At 71.9% G+C, this 14,733-nt stretch carries 10 protein-coding genes; 4 read left to right on the forward strand and 6 right to left on the reverse strand.

All coding sequences use genetic code 11. The features are described 5' to 3' along the window. Nucleotides 1-6: 6 nt before the first annotated feature. The 5 genes from ACTOQ3_RS19085 to ACTOQ3_RS19105 all read right to left on the reverse strand — a co-directional run bounded on the left by ACTOQ3_RS19085 (nt 7) and on the right by ACTOQ3_RS19105 (nt 7,549). The gene (locus tag ACTOQ3_RS19085; RefSeq protein ID WP_440084721.1) at nt 7-1,650 is read right to left on the reverse strand and encodes a Na+/H+ antiporter subunit D; all 1,644 of its coding nucleotides are present in this window, start codon (nt 1,648-1,650) and stop codon (nt 7-9) included. A gap of 64 nt (nt 1,651-1,714) precedes the next feature. Next, the gene (locus ACTOQ3_RS19090; RefSeq protein ID WP_440084722.1) at nt 1,715-2,536 is read right to left on the reverse strand and encodes a Na(+)/H(+) antiporter subunit C; all 822 of its coding nucleotides are present in this window, start codon (nt 2,534-2,536) and stop codon (nt 1,715-1,717) included. Further along, nucleotides 2,533-5,328: a Na+/H+ antiporter subunit A gene (locus ACTOQ3_RS19095; protein ID WP_440084723.1), complete on the reverse strand. Its 2,796-nt coding sequence runs from the start codon at nt 5,326-5,328 to the stop codon at nt 2,533-2,535. The genes ACTOQ3_RS19090 and ACTOQ3_RS19095 overlap by 4 nt, the downstream gene beginning before the upstream one ends. 233 nt (nt 5,329-5,561) lie before the next feature. Then, nucleotides 5,562-6,311 (reverse strand): SRPBCC domain-containing protein, encoded by a 750-nt coding sequence (locus ACTOQ3_RS19100; RefSeq protein ID WP_440084724.1) that lies wholly within the window; start codon nt 6,309-6,311, stop codon nt 5,562-5,564. A gap of 155 nt (nt 6,312-6,466) precedes the next feature. Further along, the gene (locus ACTOQ3_RS19105; RefSeq protein ID WP_440084725.1) at nt 6,467-7,549 is read right to left on the reverse strand and encodes a fatty acid desaturase family protein; all 1,083 of its coding nucleotides are present in this window, start codon (nt 7,547-7,549) and stop codon (nt 6,467-6,469) included. Nucleotides 7,550-7,811: 262 nt separating this feature from the next. Between ACTOQ3_RS19105 and ACTOQ3_RS19110 the strand changes: the two genes are divergently transcribed. Both ACTOQ3_RS19110 and ACTOQ3_RS19115 read left to right on the forward strand, forming a co-directional pair. After that, nucleotides 7,812-8,693 carry a polysaccharide deacetylase family protein gene (locus ACTOQ3_RS19110; protein WP_440084726.1) on the forward strand — a complete coding sequence of 294 codons (882 nt, stop codon included), beginning with the start codon at nt 7,812-7,814 and terminating at the stop codon, nt 8,691-8,693. Between the two features lie 108 nt (nt 8,694-8,801). Then, a complete protein-coding gene (locus ACTOQ3_RS19115) occupies nt 8,802-11,063 on the forward strand; it encodes a hypothetical protein (protein ID WP_440084727.1) in 2,262 nt (753 codons plus the stop codon). A 127-nt stretch (nt 11,064-11,190) separates the two neighbouring features. On the opposite strand, the gene ACTOQ3_RS19120 is transcribed toward ACTOQ3_RS19115, so the two are convergent. Further along, nucleotides 11,191-11,718 carry a hypothetical protein gene (locus tag ACTOQ3_RS19120; protein WP_440084728.1) on the reverse strand — a complete coding sequence of 176 codons (528 nt, stop codon included), beginning with the start codon at nt 11,716-11,718 and terminating at the stop codon, nt 11,191-11,193. 542 nt (nt 11,719-12,260) lie between these two features. On the opposite strand from ACTOQ3_RS19120, the gene ACTOQ3_RS19125 reads away from it, so the two are divergent. Next, nucleotides 12,261-13,745 (forward strand): cytochrome ubiquinol oxidase subunit I, encoded by a 1,485-nt coding sequence (locus ACTOQ3_RS19125; RefSeq protein ID WP_440084729.1) that lies wholly within the window; start codon nt 12,261-12,263, stop codon nt 13,743-13,745. Nucleotides 13,746-13,756: 11 nt separating this feature from the next. Continuing rightward, nucleotides 13,757-14,698: a cytochrome d ubiquinol oxidase subunit II gene (cydB, locus tag ACTOQ3_RS19130; protein ID WP_440084730.1), complete on the forward strand. Its 942-nt coding sequence runs from the start codon at nt 13,757-13,759 to the stop codon at nt 14,696-14,698. Nucleotides 14,699-14,733: the final 35 nt, after the last annotated feature.

Raw genomic sequence — 14,733 nt, forward strand, 5'->3', positions numbered from 1 at the left:
GCCCCCTCACCGCTCACCGCCGAGCACCGCGGAGACGTACGGCTCGCGGGCCAGCAGCTCGCCCGCGGTCCGCTCGGCCAGGGCGGACAGCGGCCCGGCCAGCACGGTGTACGACAGGGCCAGCACCACCAGCGCCGCCGTGGCGGCGAGCATCGGCGCCGGCATGGCGACGGCGGTGACGACGACCTCACCGGTGATGTCCCCGGCGCCCCCCGCCCCGCTCCCCCGGCTTCCCGCCTCTCCCGCCCCTTCCATGCCGGCCGCGCCGGGCTCGCCCTCCCCGCTCTCCCGCACGGCTCCCCCCTCCGCGGTCGTTTCCGGGGCCGGCGAGACCGGCGCCCCCCAGAAGGCCCTGTTCCAGGCCGTGGCCATCGCGTAGAGGGTGAGCAGGCTGGTCAGCAGCCCTCCCGCGACCAGGGCCAGGGCCATCGGACGGCCGTCCGCGACCCCCGCCTGGATCAACCCGAGCTTGCCCAGGAAGCCGGACATCGGCGGTATCCCCGCCAGGTTCATCGCGGGCACGAAGAAGAGCACCGCGATCGCGGGGGCCGTCCCCGCCAGGCCGCCGAGCCGGTTCAGGGAGGTGGTGCCGGTACGGCGCTCGATCAAGCCGGTCACCAGGAACAGGCTCGTTTGCACGGTGATGTGGTGGGCGACGTAGAAGACGGCGCCCGCCATGCCGGCGACGGTGAACAGCGCGACCCCGAACACCATGTAGCCGATGTGGCTGACCAGGGTGAAGGAGAGCATGCGCTTGATGTCGGTCTGCGCCACCGCCCCGAACACCCCGACCAGCATGGTCAGGAGCGCCGCCCACATCAGCAGGCCGCTCACCGGGCCGCCGGGGAACAGCAGCGCCTCCAGCCGGATGATCGAGTAGATGCCGACCTTGGTGAGCAGCCCCGCGAAGAGCGCCGTCGCGGGGGCGGGCGCGGTCGGGTACGAGTCGGGCAGCCACGCCGACATCGGGAAGATCGCGGCCTTGACCACGAAGACGAGCAGGAGCGTCAGCTCGACCAGCAGCCTGATGTGCTGGGGCAGCACCGCGAACCGCTCGGCCAGCTGCGCCATCGACACGGTGCCGGTCGCGGCGTACGCGACCGCGATCGCGACGAGGAACAGCAGCGACGACGCCAGTCCCACCACCGTGTAGGTGGCGCCCGCCCGGATGCGGGCCTCGGTCCCGCCGAAGGTCAGCAGCACGTACGAGCCGCCGAGCAGCATCTCGAACCCGACGAAGAGGTTGAACAGGTCACCCGAGAGGAAGGCGTCCGACACCCCGGCGACCATGATCAGATACGCCGGATGGAAGATCGACAGCGGGGCCCTGTGCTCCTGGTCGGCGCGGGACTGGGCCAGCGAGTAGACCATCACGCAGAGCGTCACCGCGGAGGAGACCACCAGCATCAGCGTGGAGAGCCTGTCGGCGACGAGCGCGATGCCGATCGGCGCGCCCCAGCCTCCGGCATGGGCCACCAGCGGCCCCTCCCGGTCGGCGGCCGGCAGCAGGAGCAGCGACACGAGCAGTACCACCGCGAGGGTGCCCACGCTGATGAGCGCCTGGAGCCGCACCAGCTTCCGGCCGATGGCCAGCTTGAGCCCGGCGGCCAGCAGCGGCAGCACCACGGGCACCGGGATCAGCGCCTCCACCGGCACTCTCTCCTCCCGTCCGTCACGGACCTCCCTCCCGCACCGCGCGGGACGCGATCCCGCATCAGTCCTCCCCCTCCAGGTCGGTGTCGTCCTGTGCCCTGGCCTGCCGCGCCCGGTCGGCGCGGATCGCGGCGCGCATCTGCCGGAGGGCGTCGCGACGGCGGGCGTGGAGCCGCCTGCGGATCTCGCGCTCCCGCGCGATCTGTTCCCGCTCCCTGCGGGCGAACTCGGCGCGTATCTCCCGGACGCGTTCCTGCCTTCCCTCCTTGGAGACGTCCTCCGCGCGCCGCGCCTCGGCGAACCGCTCGGCGAGCCGTTCGGCGGACAGTCCCTCGTCCTTGTGCTCCTGCAGCCAGTGGCCCAGGTCGACGTTCACGTCGAGGATCCGCTGTTCCAGTTCCGCGGTCTCCCTGCGCTCCCGCTCGTGGCGGGCCTCCTGCAGGCGGGCGAGCTCGGCGCGCTGCTCCCTGACCAGCCGCCGGTACGCCTCCCTGCGGTAGAGCACCTCCTGGCCGAGCTCGCCGCGCCTGGCCCGCAGCCGCACCCGGCGGTCCTCGGTGTCGTCCTGCACCTCGTCGGCACCGGTGAGCTGCCAGGACCGGTGGACCATGGCGAGCAGGAAGGCGGTGACGCCCAGCGTGATGACGATGGCGGTGAGCACCATGGCCTGCGGCAGCGGGTCGGCCATTCGCTCCGGGGCGGCCGTGCCCAGGAGCGGCGGCCTTCCCGGCGGCCCGCTCGCGGTGAGGATCAGCAGGTTCACCCCGTTGCCGAGCAGGATGACACCGGCCAGCAGCCGGACCAGGCTCCTCTCCAGCAGCAGCGTGACCCCGGTGGCCACGAGCGTGCCGGCCACCAGGAGGGGCAGCAGCGGGGCGGTCACCGGTCCTCTCCCTCGTCGATCCGCCGGTCCAGCTCGGCGCCCAGGCTGCGCAGGACGTCCTGCACCATGCCGATCACCGTGATGTAGACCCCGGCGTCGAACAGCAGCACGGTCGACAGGTGAAGGTCGCCGACGAGCGGGAGGCGCAGGCCGGCGGGGAGCATGTCCAGCGGTCCGGCGCCGGCCAGCATCCCCCAGAACGCGGTGACCGTGCACAGCAGGAGCCCCAGGCCGATCAGCACCCCGGCGGTGACCGGCGCGGCGGCGGCCAGCTCGTACCGGCCTCCGGCGAGATAGCGCATGACCAGCGCGAGCCCGGCCACCATGCCCCCGGCGAACCCGCCGCCCACCGCGCCGTGCCCGGTGAACAGCAGGAAGACCGAGACCACCATCACCGTGTGGAAGGTCAGCCTGGCCACGAGCTCGAAGATGACCGCCCGCTGCCCGGGAGGCAGGGTGGCCGTCAGCCAGTACGTCCCGGAGTCGTCGCCGGTCCTGCCCTGCGGGGCCCGCAGCGCGTACGACCGGCTGCGCAGGAAGACCAGGCCGGTCATGCCGAGGGTGAGGACGACGAGCACGGAGGTCTCCCCCATGGTGTCCCAGGCCCTGATGTCGACCAGGATCGCGCTGACGACGTTGGCGGCCCCGGCCTCCTTCGCGGCCGGGACCATCAGCGTGCCGACCGGCGTCGCCTGCCGCGCGTTCATCGCGAGCATCCCCGCCCCGGCCGCCACCGCGCCGCTCACGACGCCGAGGGTGAGTCGCGCGGTGAACGGCACCCGGGGCCGCTCCTCCCGGGGACCGAGGGGAAGCCTGCGGAGCACCAGCACGAACACGACCAGGCTCAGCGTCTCGACGAGAAACTGGGTCAGGGCCAGGTCGGGCGAGCCGTGGACGAGGAACAGCAGCGCCGTGCCGTACCCGGTCAGGCCCGCCACCAGCACCAGCACGATGTGCGAGCGCACCCTGAGCGCGACGGCGGCCGTGGCCATGAGGAGCACGCCGATGACGGGCTGCTCGACGCGTTCCCAGAGCACCACGTCCGGCCGCAGGTCGGGCGAGGGCCCGTACAGCAGCGAGAAGGCCGCGATCCCCGCCAGGGACACGAACGCGATCATGAGGTAGTCGGGCAGCGAACCGCGCTGGACGACACCGGTCAGCTGCAGGGAGAAGCGGCCCAGCCCGCGGACCAGCGCCCAGTAGACCCGGCCGGAGTCGACCACATGCAGTGCCGTCCCCGCCCTGGCCAGCGGTTCCCTGACCCAGAAGAGGAGCGCTCCCCCCGCCGGCGCGGCGGCCGACAGCAGCAGCGGTACCGGGGCGCCGCTCCACAGCGCGAGGTGGGTGCCGTGGCCGGGACCGGGGAAGGTGCCGGTGTAGCCCTCCATCGCCGCTCCGTACCGCCCGGCGAGCGGGGCGGCGGCGAGCCCGAGCACCGACAGCAGCGCGGGCGGCAGGAACGTCGCGGTGCCGGCGGGGCGCACCGGCACCGGTTCCCTGCCGGGTTCGCTCCCGAAGGCGCCCCACAGGAAACGCGCGCTGTAAGCGGCGGTGAGCGCGGAGCCGAGGACGACTCCCGCGAGGACCGCCGTGTCGGCGGGCCGCCCGGTCAGCAGCGACTCGAAGGCGGCCTCCTTGCCGACGAACCCCAGGAACGGCGGGATGCCCGCCATCGAGGCGGCGGCCCCGGCGGCGGTCGCGAACAGCCACGGCGCCGAGCGCCGCAGGCCGCTCAGCTCGCGCAGGTCACGGGTTCCCGTCGAGCGGTCGACGACACCGACGACCAGGAAGAGGGACGCCTTGAACAGCGCGTGCGCGAGCAGCATCCCGGCCCCGGCGATCGCGGTGTCGCGGGTGGCCGCCCCGAACAGCACGGTCAGGAATCCCAGCTGGCTCACCGTGCCGTAGGCGAGCAGCCTCTTGAGGTCGTACTCGCGCAGGGCCCGCCAGGCTCCGAGCAGCATGGTGAGCAGGCCCAGGGGCACGGCCGTCCAGCGCCACACGGCGAGGTCCCCGAAGGCCGGGCCCAGGCGGGCGATCAGGTAGACCCCCGCCTTCACCATCGCCGCGGCGTGCAGGTAGGCCGAGACCGGCGTCGGCGCGGCCATCGCGGCCGGCAGCCACATGCTGAACGGGAAGATCGCAGACTTCGACAGCGCGCCGACCAGGATCAGCACCACCGCCACCGCCACCGGGACCGGGCCGCCGGACGGCGGGTCCGTGACGATCCGCGAGATGCGGTACGTCCCCGCGGCCTCGCCGAGCACGACCATGCCGCCCAGCATCGCCAGCCCGCCGAACGCGGTGACGGTCAGCGCCTGCATCGCGGCCCTGCGGCCGGCCCTGCTCGCGGGGTCGTGGCCGATCAGCAGGTAGGAGAAGACGGTGGTCAGCTCCCAGAACACGTACAGCAGCAGGAGGTCGTCGGCGACCACCAGGCCGAGCATCGCCCCGGCGAAGGCCACGAGCGCCCCGGCGAACCGGCCGAGCCCCTCGGCGGTGACGGCGAAGTAGCGCGAGCAGTACAGCACGACCAGCGCGCCCACGCCGGTGACCAGCGCCATCATCAGCGCGGCCGGCGCGTCGGCGCGGAAGGACAGTCCCAGGCCGAGGGCGGGCGCCCAGTCATGGTGCGACTCGACCGGGACGCCGGTCAGGGCGATCCGGACCGTGTAGGCGAACCCGCAGGCGGGCGGTACGGCGAGCGGGAAGAACGCGTCCCGGCCGAAGCGGCGCACCAGTGCCGGGGCGAGTACCGCCGCCACGGCGTGCAGGATCAGCAGCGGCTCCATGTCCCCCCGGGCACCCGTCGTGGCCGACGTATCCCAAAATGCCGGGAGGTACACGTTTCACCGGTCAAGCGCGCGGGCCGCTTGACCCGAACACCGCCGGTTCTTCACCGAGGCGTGATCAGCTCCTCGGGCCGGCGGGCACGGTCACCGCCTCCCGCCGCTTCCCGCCGGAGAGCGGCGTCCCACCGGCAGGGTCGTCCCCCGGAGGAGCCGCGTCCTGTCGCGGAGCGCCGTCACCGCCTCCCGCCGGTACGGCCGAGCAGCCAGCCGATCACCGCGCTGCCGAGCGCGACGCCCGCGCCCATCCCGAACGCGGCGAGAAGCGACCAGGCGGGGACCCCGGGCCTGGGCTGCTTGGCCGGGCGTTCGAAGACGTGCGCGGATCCGGGCCGGCCGGCCGCGACCGGCGATCCCGGCGCGGCGACCTCGGCGGACACGGCGGGTGCGGCGGGCGACGGACCGCCGCCCGGCGCGATCCGGGTGAGGACGCCGGAACCGGGGACGGAACCGAGAGCGGAAACGGGGGCGGGAGCGGCCGGAATCTCCCCCGAGGCGAGGTGGCTCTCCACCGCGGAGAAGAACTCCCCCGCGGTCTTCCTCGCGACGGAGCCCAGCATGCGCTGACCGACCCCGCCGATCATGCCGCCGATCACGGCCTCGGCGTCGTAGTCGATCCGGGTGCCGCCCTCGACCTCGCTGAGGCGGATCTCCACGGTGGCGTCCACGGTGCCGGGGGCACCCTGGCCCCGGGCCCTGAGCACGAACCGTGCCGGCGCCTCGGGCTCCGACAGGGCGACCTCGCCCTGGTAGACGCCCTTGATGGAGGCCACCCCCGCGGTGACGGTCATCCGGTAGGTGTCCGGCCCCGTCTCCTCCAGGCGCTCGCAGCCGGGGATCGTGCGTACGAGCACGGCCGGGTTCTGGAGCGCTGACCACACACGATCTCTGTCGATGCCGAGCACGGCACTGCCTGCGAGCTTCACACCAAGCACCCTAGGCAATCGCCGGGCGGGCGGATAACAGCAACATCTGCCCGCCGGCGGGACCCGCCCTTGTCAGTGCTGCCTCAGTGCCTCGAACCGGCCTCCGGCGTACCCGGAACGCGGGCCGGGGCCCGGCTCGGGCGGGACACCACGGATCAGCCGGGCACGGGACTCCCGGACCGCAGGGGCACGCCCACGTCGTGCAGGTGACGCAACGCCTGCGCGTACGAGCTGACGATCCCGGACTCCAGGTAGTCGACCCCCAGCTCCTCGCAGTACGCCCGGACGATCGGCTGGGCGCGGCGCAGGTTGGGCATCGGCATGCTCGGGAAGAGGTGGTGCTCGATCTGGTAGTTGAGCCCGCCGAGCACGACGTCCAGGACCACGCTGCCGCGCACGTTACGCGAGGTCAGCACCTGGCGCCGGAGGAAGTCGAGCTTGTCCTCGCCCCTGAGCATCGGCATGCCCTTGTGGTTGGGGGCGAAGGTGCAGCCCAGGTAGACGCCGAAGATCGCCTGGTGTACGAGGAGGAAGACCACGGCCTTGACGGGTGACAGCACCGCGAACAGCGCGCCCAGGTACAGGACGGCGTGCACGACGAGCAGCGACGCCTCCACGGCCCGGTGCTTCATCGTCGGGCGCGTCAGCGCCCGGACGCTGGACACGTGGAGGTTGAACCCCTCGAAGGTGAGCAGCGGGAAGAACAGGAACGCCTGCCAGCGGCCCACGAGCCTGGGCAGCCCCTTGCTCGCGGCGGCCTGCTCGCGCGACCAGAGCAGGAAGTCGGGGTTGACGTCGGGGTCGTGGTCCTCGTGGTTGGGGTTGGCGTGGTGGCGGGTGTGCTTGTCCATCCACCAGCCGTAACTCATGCCGATGGCGAGGTTTCCGGCCACCAGCCCGGCGATCTCGCTGGAGCGGCGGGAGCGGAAGACCTGGCGATGGGCCAGGTCGTGGGCGACCAGCCCGATCTGGGCGAACACCACCGCGAGGAAGACCGCCACCAGCAGCTGGTACCACGAGTCACCGAGGGTGAAGAAGGCGGCCCAGCCGCCGACGAAGGCCGCCGCGACCAGGCCGAGCCGCGCGGCGTAGTAACCGGGGCGCCGATCGAGCAGTCCCGCCTGGGCGATCCGGCGCGACAGGCGCGCGAAATCGCTGCCCCGCTCTCCTTCTCCGGGGACGGCGTTCTCGGGGACGACGGGAGGATCCGCGTCATCGATCGCGGTTGAGTTGGTCACGGTTCTCCTCAGATGGGCCGGATCACTCGACATGATCACGTCAGCCGGTGGCGCCACGGATCGACGTCGACCAAGCAAGACGACCATCCCAGGATTCCGTGCCCGCCGTAATCCCAAACCCCCGCTCACACCCCAGCTTGTGGTAGTGCTGGCCCTACCCTGGCAGATGCCATGATTCCCGGATGATCACGCGATAGCCGCCGGAGTCACTCCTTTCAGGACCGCTGTGTCGGACTCCCGGCTGCTGGCAGGATGGTCGCCCATGGCATCGGGGACATACTGGACGATCAGAACGGCGGCGGCGACGGCTCTGGCGGTGAGCGCCGGGTGCGCCACGAGCCCCGACGGCGGAAGGACCGGGGCCGGCGCCACCCCCGGTCCGGGCGCCTCCCACGCGTCGAAGGCCCCCTCCGGTGCGGGCGACCGGGCGGCGAGACCGGCCGGGCCGCCCGGGGTGACGCCCAGGCCGGGTGAGGTGGGCCGGTTCCCCCGCCCCGGCGACGGCCTGCCTCCGGTGATCAGCTCCATTCCCACCAGGCGGAAAGTCGTCTTCCTCACCATCGACGACGGCTGGGAGCAGGATCCCGGCTTCGTGGCACAGGTCCGCGACCAGCGGATCCCGGTGGCGGCCTTCGTCACCCGCGACGCCGTGGAGGCCAGGGGCGCGGCCGATCCGACCGCCCAGGGCGGCAGGTTCCTGGGCGCGGGCAAGTGGGAGTACGTGCGCGACCTGCGCGACGCGGGGGCGACGATCGAGAACCACACGCTGACCCATCCGAACCTCCCGGCGCTCGGCTACGAGGGGCAGAAGACCGAGATCTGCGGCATCTCCAAGCTGATCCGCAGGCACACCGGCACCGCGCCCACGCTGTTCCGCCCGCCGTTCGGCAACCACAACACCCTGACCCGCAGGGCCGCCAAGGCCTGCGGCATCGACGCGCTCCTGCTCTGGACCGCGACCGTGCAGCCGGGTGGGAAGATCGCCTACCAGGTGCCCGACAAGAAGCTCCGCCCCGGCGACATCCTGCTGCTTCACTTCCGCCCGAACCTCGCCCGCGACTTCAGGATCCTCGTCGCGAAGATCAAGCGCCGGGGTTTCGAGATCGGCAACCTCGGCGCGTACCTGAAGGCGGCGGCCCGCTGACGCGATGACCGGCCGTCCGGTCCTCGCGCGTTTTCGTGAATGTCCCTGGCGGCCGGCGCGATACCGGGCCATTCTGTGGCGAAGACCCGGCATGGAAGGCGCTGGAGATTGACGGACACCGATCGGGAAAAGGTCTTCGCGGAGGTTCTGGCCCAGGTTCTGGACGAGCCGGAGCTGACCGCGAGCATGAACGACGTCGACGCGCCGTCAGCCGGCGAACTGCGTGAAGCCGCGATGGACGAGCGAGCGTCCATTCTGGGACAGGCCAGGAACGCGGAGGAGGAATACCGCCGGGCCACCACCGCGGAGGAGGAACACCGCCGGACCACCGCCCAGGAGCGGACCAGGCTCGGCACACGACGTCTGACCTGGATTCTGTACCGCATCGCGTGGGGAGCGGCCCTGCTCGCCACACTGGCGTTGGGCGTGGTGGGCGGCTGGGACATCGAGCTCAAGGCGGCCATCACCGAACGTCGCCCTCTCTCCGTGGGCTACGTCGCGCTCAACGGGGTCGGATTGCTCCTGGCGATCCCCCTCATAGGCGCGCTCGTGGCCCTCGCCACCCGGTGGCTGTTCTGGCTCTTTTCACCCGCCGTACGCGCGAGGACTCCCTCGGCCGAGGAGCGGCAGACGGCGGTGACGGTGACGGTGACGGTCTGGACCGTGGCGGTGATGGTGGCCTCGAATCTCGCCTTCTCCGCCCAGGAACTGGTCTGGCAACTCGTCCACCAGCGTCTGCAGGGGCCGGATGAATCCTACGGCTGGTGGGGGTGGGTGTTCCTCGGCGCCCTGGCCGTCTACGCCGCGGCACTCCTGCCGTTGAGGAAGGAGCGGTCCCGCGCGTTCGTGGAGCTCACGCCCGAGTTCACCGATTCCAGCGCGGGCAGGGGACAGGCCTCCTGGCTGGAGAGCGCGTGGCGGGAGGCGCTCCACGAGAGCCTGCTGGGCTTCATGCGCGCGCAGATCAGCACCCGGATCAGCACGCAGTTCGCGCGCCGGTACGCCACGACGCTCGACATCGGAACCGCTCCGGGCCTGCGCCGGATACGGGCGCTGGACTACCACGTGCCGACCTCCGCGGAGAAGAGGCTGATCATGATCAGCGACGGGATGGACGGCGGAAGCATCGCGCTGTCCGGACCACGCGGGGTGGGCAAGACCGAGCTGCTGAGGACGTTCTGCGCGGAGGGCGACGGGGCCGCCCGTGGCGCGGCGGCCAAGCTGAGCGTCGAGGTGACGGCGCCGGTCGTCTACGATCGGCGCGAGTTCATGCTGCACCTGTTCGCCAAACTCTGCGTTCGCGTGATGAACACCGGCCTCAAGGCGTCGAACGAGGCCTCGAGGAACCTGCGGCAGATCCGCTACCTGCAGACGCGGTCGGCCGAGGCGACCGCGAACGCGGGCTGGGGCGGCTGGGGGCTGTCGGTCAGGCGCGGGACGGGTCACGCGCGCCAGCCGCTCACCTACCCGGAGATCGTCCAGGCGCTGACGGACTTCCTTGACGTGGTGGCGAAAGAGCTCGACGACGCCAGGCCCGCGCGTCGCCTGGTGATCGGCGTCGACGAGCTCGACCGGATCGTGCCCGCGACCGACGCGCGCGACTTCCTCAACGAGCTCAAGGCCGTCTTCGACGTGCCGCACTGCCTGTTCGTGCTGTCGGTCTCCGACGAGGCGCTCAGAGAGGCGGATCTCGCGCCGGCGGGCCGGCGCGACGCCTTCGACAGCGCCATCGACGAGGTCGTCCGGGTCGAGCCGCTGGACCACCCCACCGCCGTGAAACTGCTCGACACCAGGGTCATCGGCCTGCCCGCGCCGTTCGCGGCACTGTTCTACTGCCTGTCCGGCGGCATCCCGCGCGATCTGCTCCGCACGGCACGGGCGGCGGTCGCGCTCGTCACACCGGATCGGCCTCGTCCGCTGGCCGAGGTCACCGCCGCCCTGATCGACCGCGAGCTGGCCCGGATCGCCGTCAGCGCCGGCACGGGCACGGAGGCTTCGGAAGAGCTTCTCCGGTTCTTCCAGGCGGATCTGGTCCACGCGCACGGCGGGCTGGGCGAGCTCGGAGACCGCGTCACCCGGCACGCCGCCGTGACCACGGACGGCGCGACGTCGGGGACGACACTCGCCAACCGCGCGTACTACATGGACACCCTGTCGAGGATCTTCTCGGCGGACCTGTCCAGAGAACTGGTCGTCAAGGCATCCGATCCTCGATTCCCCGGCTCCTTCTCGGCCCTGGCCCGGGCACAGCGCGAGATCGGCACGACCGGCACGCTGACCAGATCGACCCTGCAGCAGATCAGGCAGGCGTGGGCTCTCCCGCCTCTCCCGCCTCTCCCGCCGCTGCCGCCCGCCACGCCGGCACGGTGAACCGCTCGCCCGGCCGCGGCGGCGGAAGCCCCGGACCGGACGGCGGAACTCCCGCCCCCGTGCGGGAGTTCCCGGCCGGACGGCCCGCCCCCGGTGCGGGGGACGGACCGTCCGGGGATATATGTGATCACTCGCTCTCGGCGGTGTAGAGGTACTCCCAGTCGCCGCACCGGGTGGGGTAAGAGCTGTGCAGGCCGATCTGGCAGACCTTGACGCGGACGCTGTCGACCTTGTGCTTGCTGAAGGCGAAGTGCTTGGCGCCCCCGGCGTTGCAGTACTTGTAGGACTTGCCGTCGTACCACTCGCCGCCGCCGTCGCCGAAGTGGTGGACGGCGAACTTCACGTAGGCGCACTTGCCGCCCTGCTTGTACGTGCGGTGGTCGAGGTCGTACAGCTTGCCCTTGACGTCGACCCGGTTCCACTTCTGCTGGTCGTCCCACTCGACGCCGATCCAGCCGCGGCTCTTGGCCCGGTGGTTGGACGAGAAGTAGTGGCCCCAGTTCTCGCTGTAGTCGTAGCCGGACGAGCCGGTCGCGGCGGTGGTCGCCGCCGCCGGGGCCGCCGTGGTCGCGGCGTGCGCGGTGGCGGGCGCGGCGAGCGCGATCGCGCCGAGGGCGGCCGTGGCCAGCAGGCCGGTGGCAAGTCGCTTGATCATGATTTCTCCTTTACCTCCCCGAACCGGCCTTTGCCGATTTCCCCCTGGAGTGACTCCTTTGTATGGGGAGAGGCTTGCAGGTCCCCGTACCGCTCCTTACGGAGCACTTGCGAGCCGTTTGCAGTGGCTTGACCCGGTCGTGTGGAGAACAACCCGGTCGTCGAGGGTGGCGGGTCCGCCGCCCGGCGTACCGGGAAATCACCCCGGAGGCGGACGCCTCGCGGGGGGTGCCCGGCCCACCATGGAGTCACGCCCCGGGGGACGGCGGCACGGGGATCGCCCGGCGCGACGGGAAGGACGCCCCTTCGGGCGGGGGACATCCGGGGAGGGGTCCCCGGTGGCGCACGGGAGAGCCGGCGTCGCGAGCCGACGGAGACGATCTCGGTCCAACGGAGAAGTGCGGTCTCCCGGCGGACCATGTGACGAAGATCGCAGTAGCTCGCGGCGCCTCTCCCGCCCATAGCTCTACAAGCCGTAGTACTACTAGAAGTAGAACTACAAGCTGTAGAGCTCCAGGCCCGCGAGGGGAACGAAGGGGAACGATGGAAGCGCTAGACCTGGCCCGGTGGCAGTTCGGGGTGACCACCGTGTACCACTTCCTGTTCGTACCCCTGACGATCGGGCTCGGCGTCTTCGTGGCCGGGCTGCAGACCGCGTGGTACCGCACGGGAAAGGAGCACTACCTGCGGCTCACGAAGTTCTTCGGGAAACTCTTCCTGATCAACTTCGCGATGGGCGTGGTGACCGGCATCGTGCAGGAGTTCCAGTTCGGCATGAACTGGAGCGAGTACTCGATCTTCGTGGGCGACGTCTTCGGCGCCCCGCTGGCGCTGGAGGCGCTGCTCGCCTTCTTCCTGGAGTCGACCTTCATCGGCCTGTGGATCTTCGGCTGGGACAGGCTTCCCAGACGCGTCCACCTGGCCACCATCTGGGCCGCGGTCATCGGATCCAACCTGTCGGCGTACTTCATCCTCGCCGCCAACGCCTGGATGAAGCACCCGGTCGGGTACGAGGTGGTCGACGGCAAGGCCAGGATGACGGACCTGTGGGCGGTGCTCACCAACTCCACCGCGCTCGCCCAGGTGCCCCACGTGATCGCGGGAGCCTTCGTCGTGGCGGGCGCCTTCGTGCTGGCGGTCTGCGGCTACCACCTCCTGCGCGAGCGCCACACCGCCTCCGCCGCCACCGGCACCACCACGACCACGGCCACCGGCGGGACCGCACCGGCGTCGCGAGGTGTGAGCATCTGGCGGACCCCGATGCGGGCCGCGCTGGTGATGACGGCGATCGCCGGGGCCCTGGTCGCGGGCAGCGGCGACATGTCCGCCAAGCTGCTGTACGAGCAGCAGCCCATGAAGCTCGCCTCGGCCGAGGGACTCCGGCACGACACCGCCGGCGCGCCGTTCTCCCCCGTCCCCGGGCTGGAGGTGCCCATGCTGCTCAGCTTCCTGGCCACCGACGACCCGAACGCGGTGGTCCAGGGCACCGAGGACCTGCAGGCACGGTACGAGGAGCGGTTCGGCCCCGGCGACTACCGGCCCAACCTCCCGGTGGTCTTCTGGTCCTTCCGCGTGATGATCGTCTTCGGTCTGTCCACGGTGGGCCTGTCGGTGCTCGGCCTCTGGCTCACCCGCCGGAGGCGCCGCGGCACCCCCGTGGCCGCCCGTACCCCGCGGGAGGTCCCCGCCTGGTTCGCCCGGATCTGCCTGCTCGCGCTGCCGCTGCCGACGATCGCGATGATCTCCGGCTGGCTGCTCAGCGAGATCGGCCGCCAGCCGTGGACCGTCCAGGGAGAGCTGCTCACGGCCGCGAGCGTCTCGCCGGGCGTCAGCCTGGCCGAGGTGGCCGTCTCGCTGACGGTCTTCACGGTGCTGTACGGCGCGCTCGCGCTGGCCGAGGCGATACTGCTCACGCGCCACGTCAAGACGGGCCCCGAGCCCGCCGCCCCCGCCGCTCCCCGTACGCCGCCCTCCCGCGACGACGACGAGAGCGCGGACGCCCGGCTCCAGCCGACCCTCATGTACTGAAGGCGACGACGATGGAACTCACCACCTTCTGGTTCGCGGTCATCGCGTTCCTGTGGACCGGCTACTTCGTGCTGGAGGGCTTCGACTTCGGCGTGGGCATGCTGGCACCGGCGCTGGCCAGGAACGAGGCCGAACGCAAGCAGGTCCTGGGCACGATCGGCCCGGTCTGGGACGGCAACGAGGTCTGGCTGATCACCGCGGTCGGCGCCATGTTCGCCGCCTTCCCCGCCTGGTACGCCGGGCTGCTCAGCGAGTTCTACCTGCCGATCGTGCTGGTCCTCGTCGGGCTGATCGTGCGCGGCGTCGGCCTGGAGTGGCGCGGCAAGGTCCGGCACGCCGCCGACCGCGCCTGGTGCGACCTGGGCGTGCTGGCCGGCAGCGCCCTGCCCGCGTTCCTGTGGGGCGCCGTCTTCGCCGACCTGCTGCGGGGCAGCGCGACGGCCGCCCTGGTCGGCGGGCTGTTCTCGCTCTCGGTGTGCGTGCTGCACGGGGCGGTGTTCGTCGCGCTCAAGACCACCGGGCCGGTGCGCTCCCGCGCCCGGCGCGCCGCGATGCTCGCCTCCGCGGTGGCGCTGCCCGCCGCGGTGGCGGCCCTGTCGCACATCCCCGTCGCGGGTACGGCGGTCGGCGCCTGGTCGGCCGCCCCGTGGCTGTGGGCGGGCGCGCTCGCCTCGATGGCGGCCCTGGCCGCCGGGGTCGCGCTGACCTGGCGCGGCCGGGACGGCTGGGCGTTCGCCGCAACGGCCTCGTCCATCGCGCTGGGCGGCGCCGCCCTGTTCGGCGCCCTGTGGCCCGCCCCGTTCCCCGGCCTCACCGTCGCCGAGGCCGCCTCGGGCCCGTACACGCTGGGGGTGCTGACCTGGATCGGCCTGATCGCGCTGCCGTTCGTGCTCGGCTACCAGGCCTGGTCGTACTGGGTCTTCCGCAGGCGCCTGGTCGCCGAGGTGTCCTGAGAACGCCGGCCGCCTCGACCGGCCGTCTCAGTACC

The sequence above is a fragment of the Streptosporangium sp. LJ11 genome, assembly GCF_051918945.1.
Taxonomy (GTDB): Bacteria; Actinomycetota; Actinomycetes; order Streptosporangiales; family Streptosporangiaceae; genus Streptosporangium.

Coding starts and splice junctions, on each gene's coding strand:
- ACTOQ3_RS19095 (WP_440084723.1), bottom strand. CDS start 5,328: ATGGAGCCGCTGCTGATCCTGCACGCCGTGGCGGCGGTACTCGCCCCG.
- ACTOQ3_RS19110 (WP_440084726.1), top strand. CDS start 7,812: ATGGCATCGGGGACATACTGGACGATCAGAACGGCGGCGGCGACGGCT.
- ACTOQ3_RS19120 (WP_440084728.1), bottom strand. CDS start 11,718: ATGATCAAGCGACTTGCCACCGGCCTGCTGGCCACGGCCGCCCTCGGC.
- ACTOQ3_RS19125 (WP_440084729.1), top strand. CDS start 12,261: ATGGAAGCGCTAGACCTGGCCCGGTGGCAGTTCGGGGTGACCACCGTG.
- cydB (WP_440084730.1), top strand. CDS start 13,757: ATGGAACTCACCACCTTCTGGTTCGCGGTCATCGCGTTCCTGTGGACC.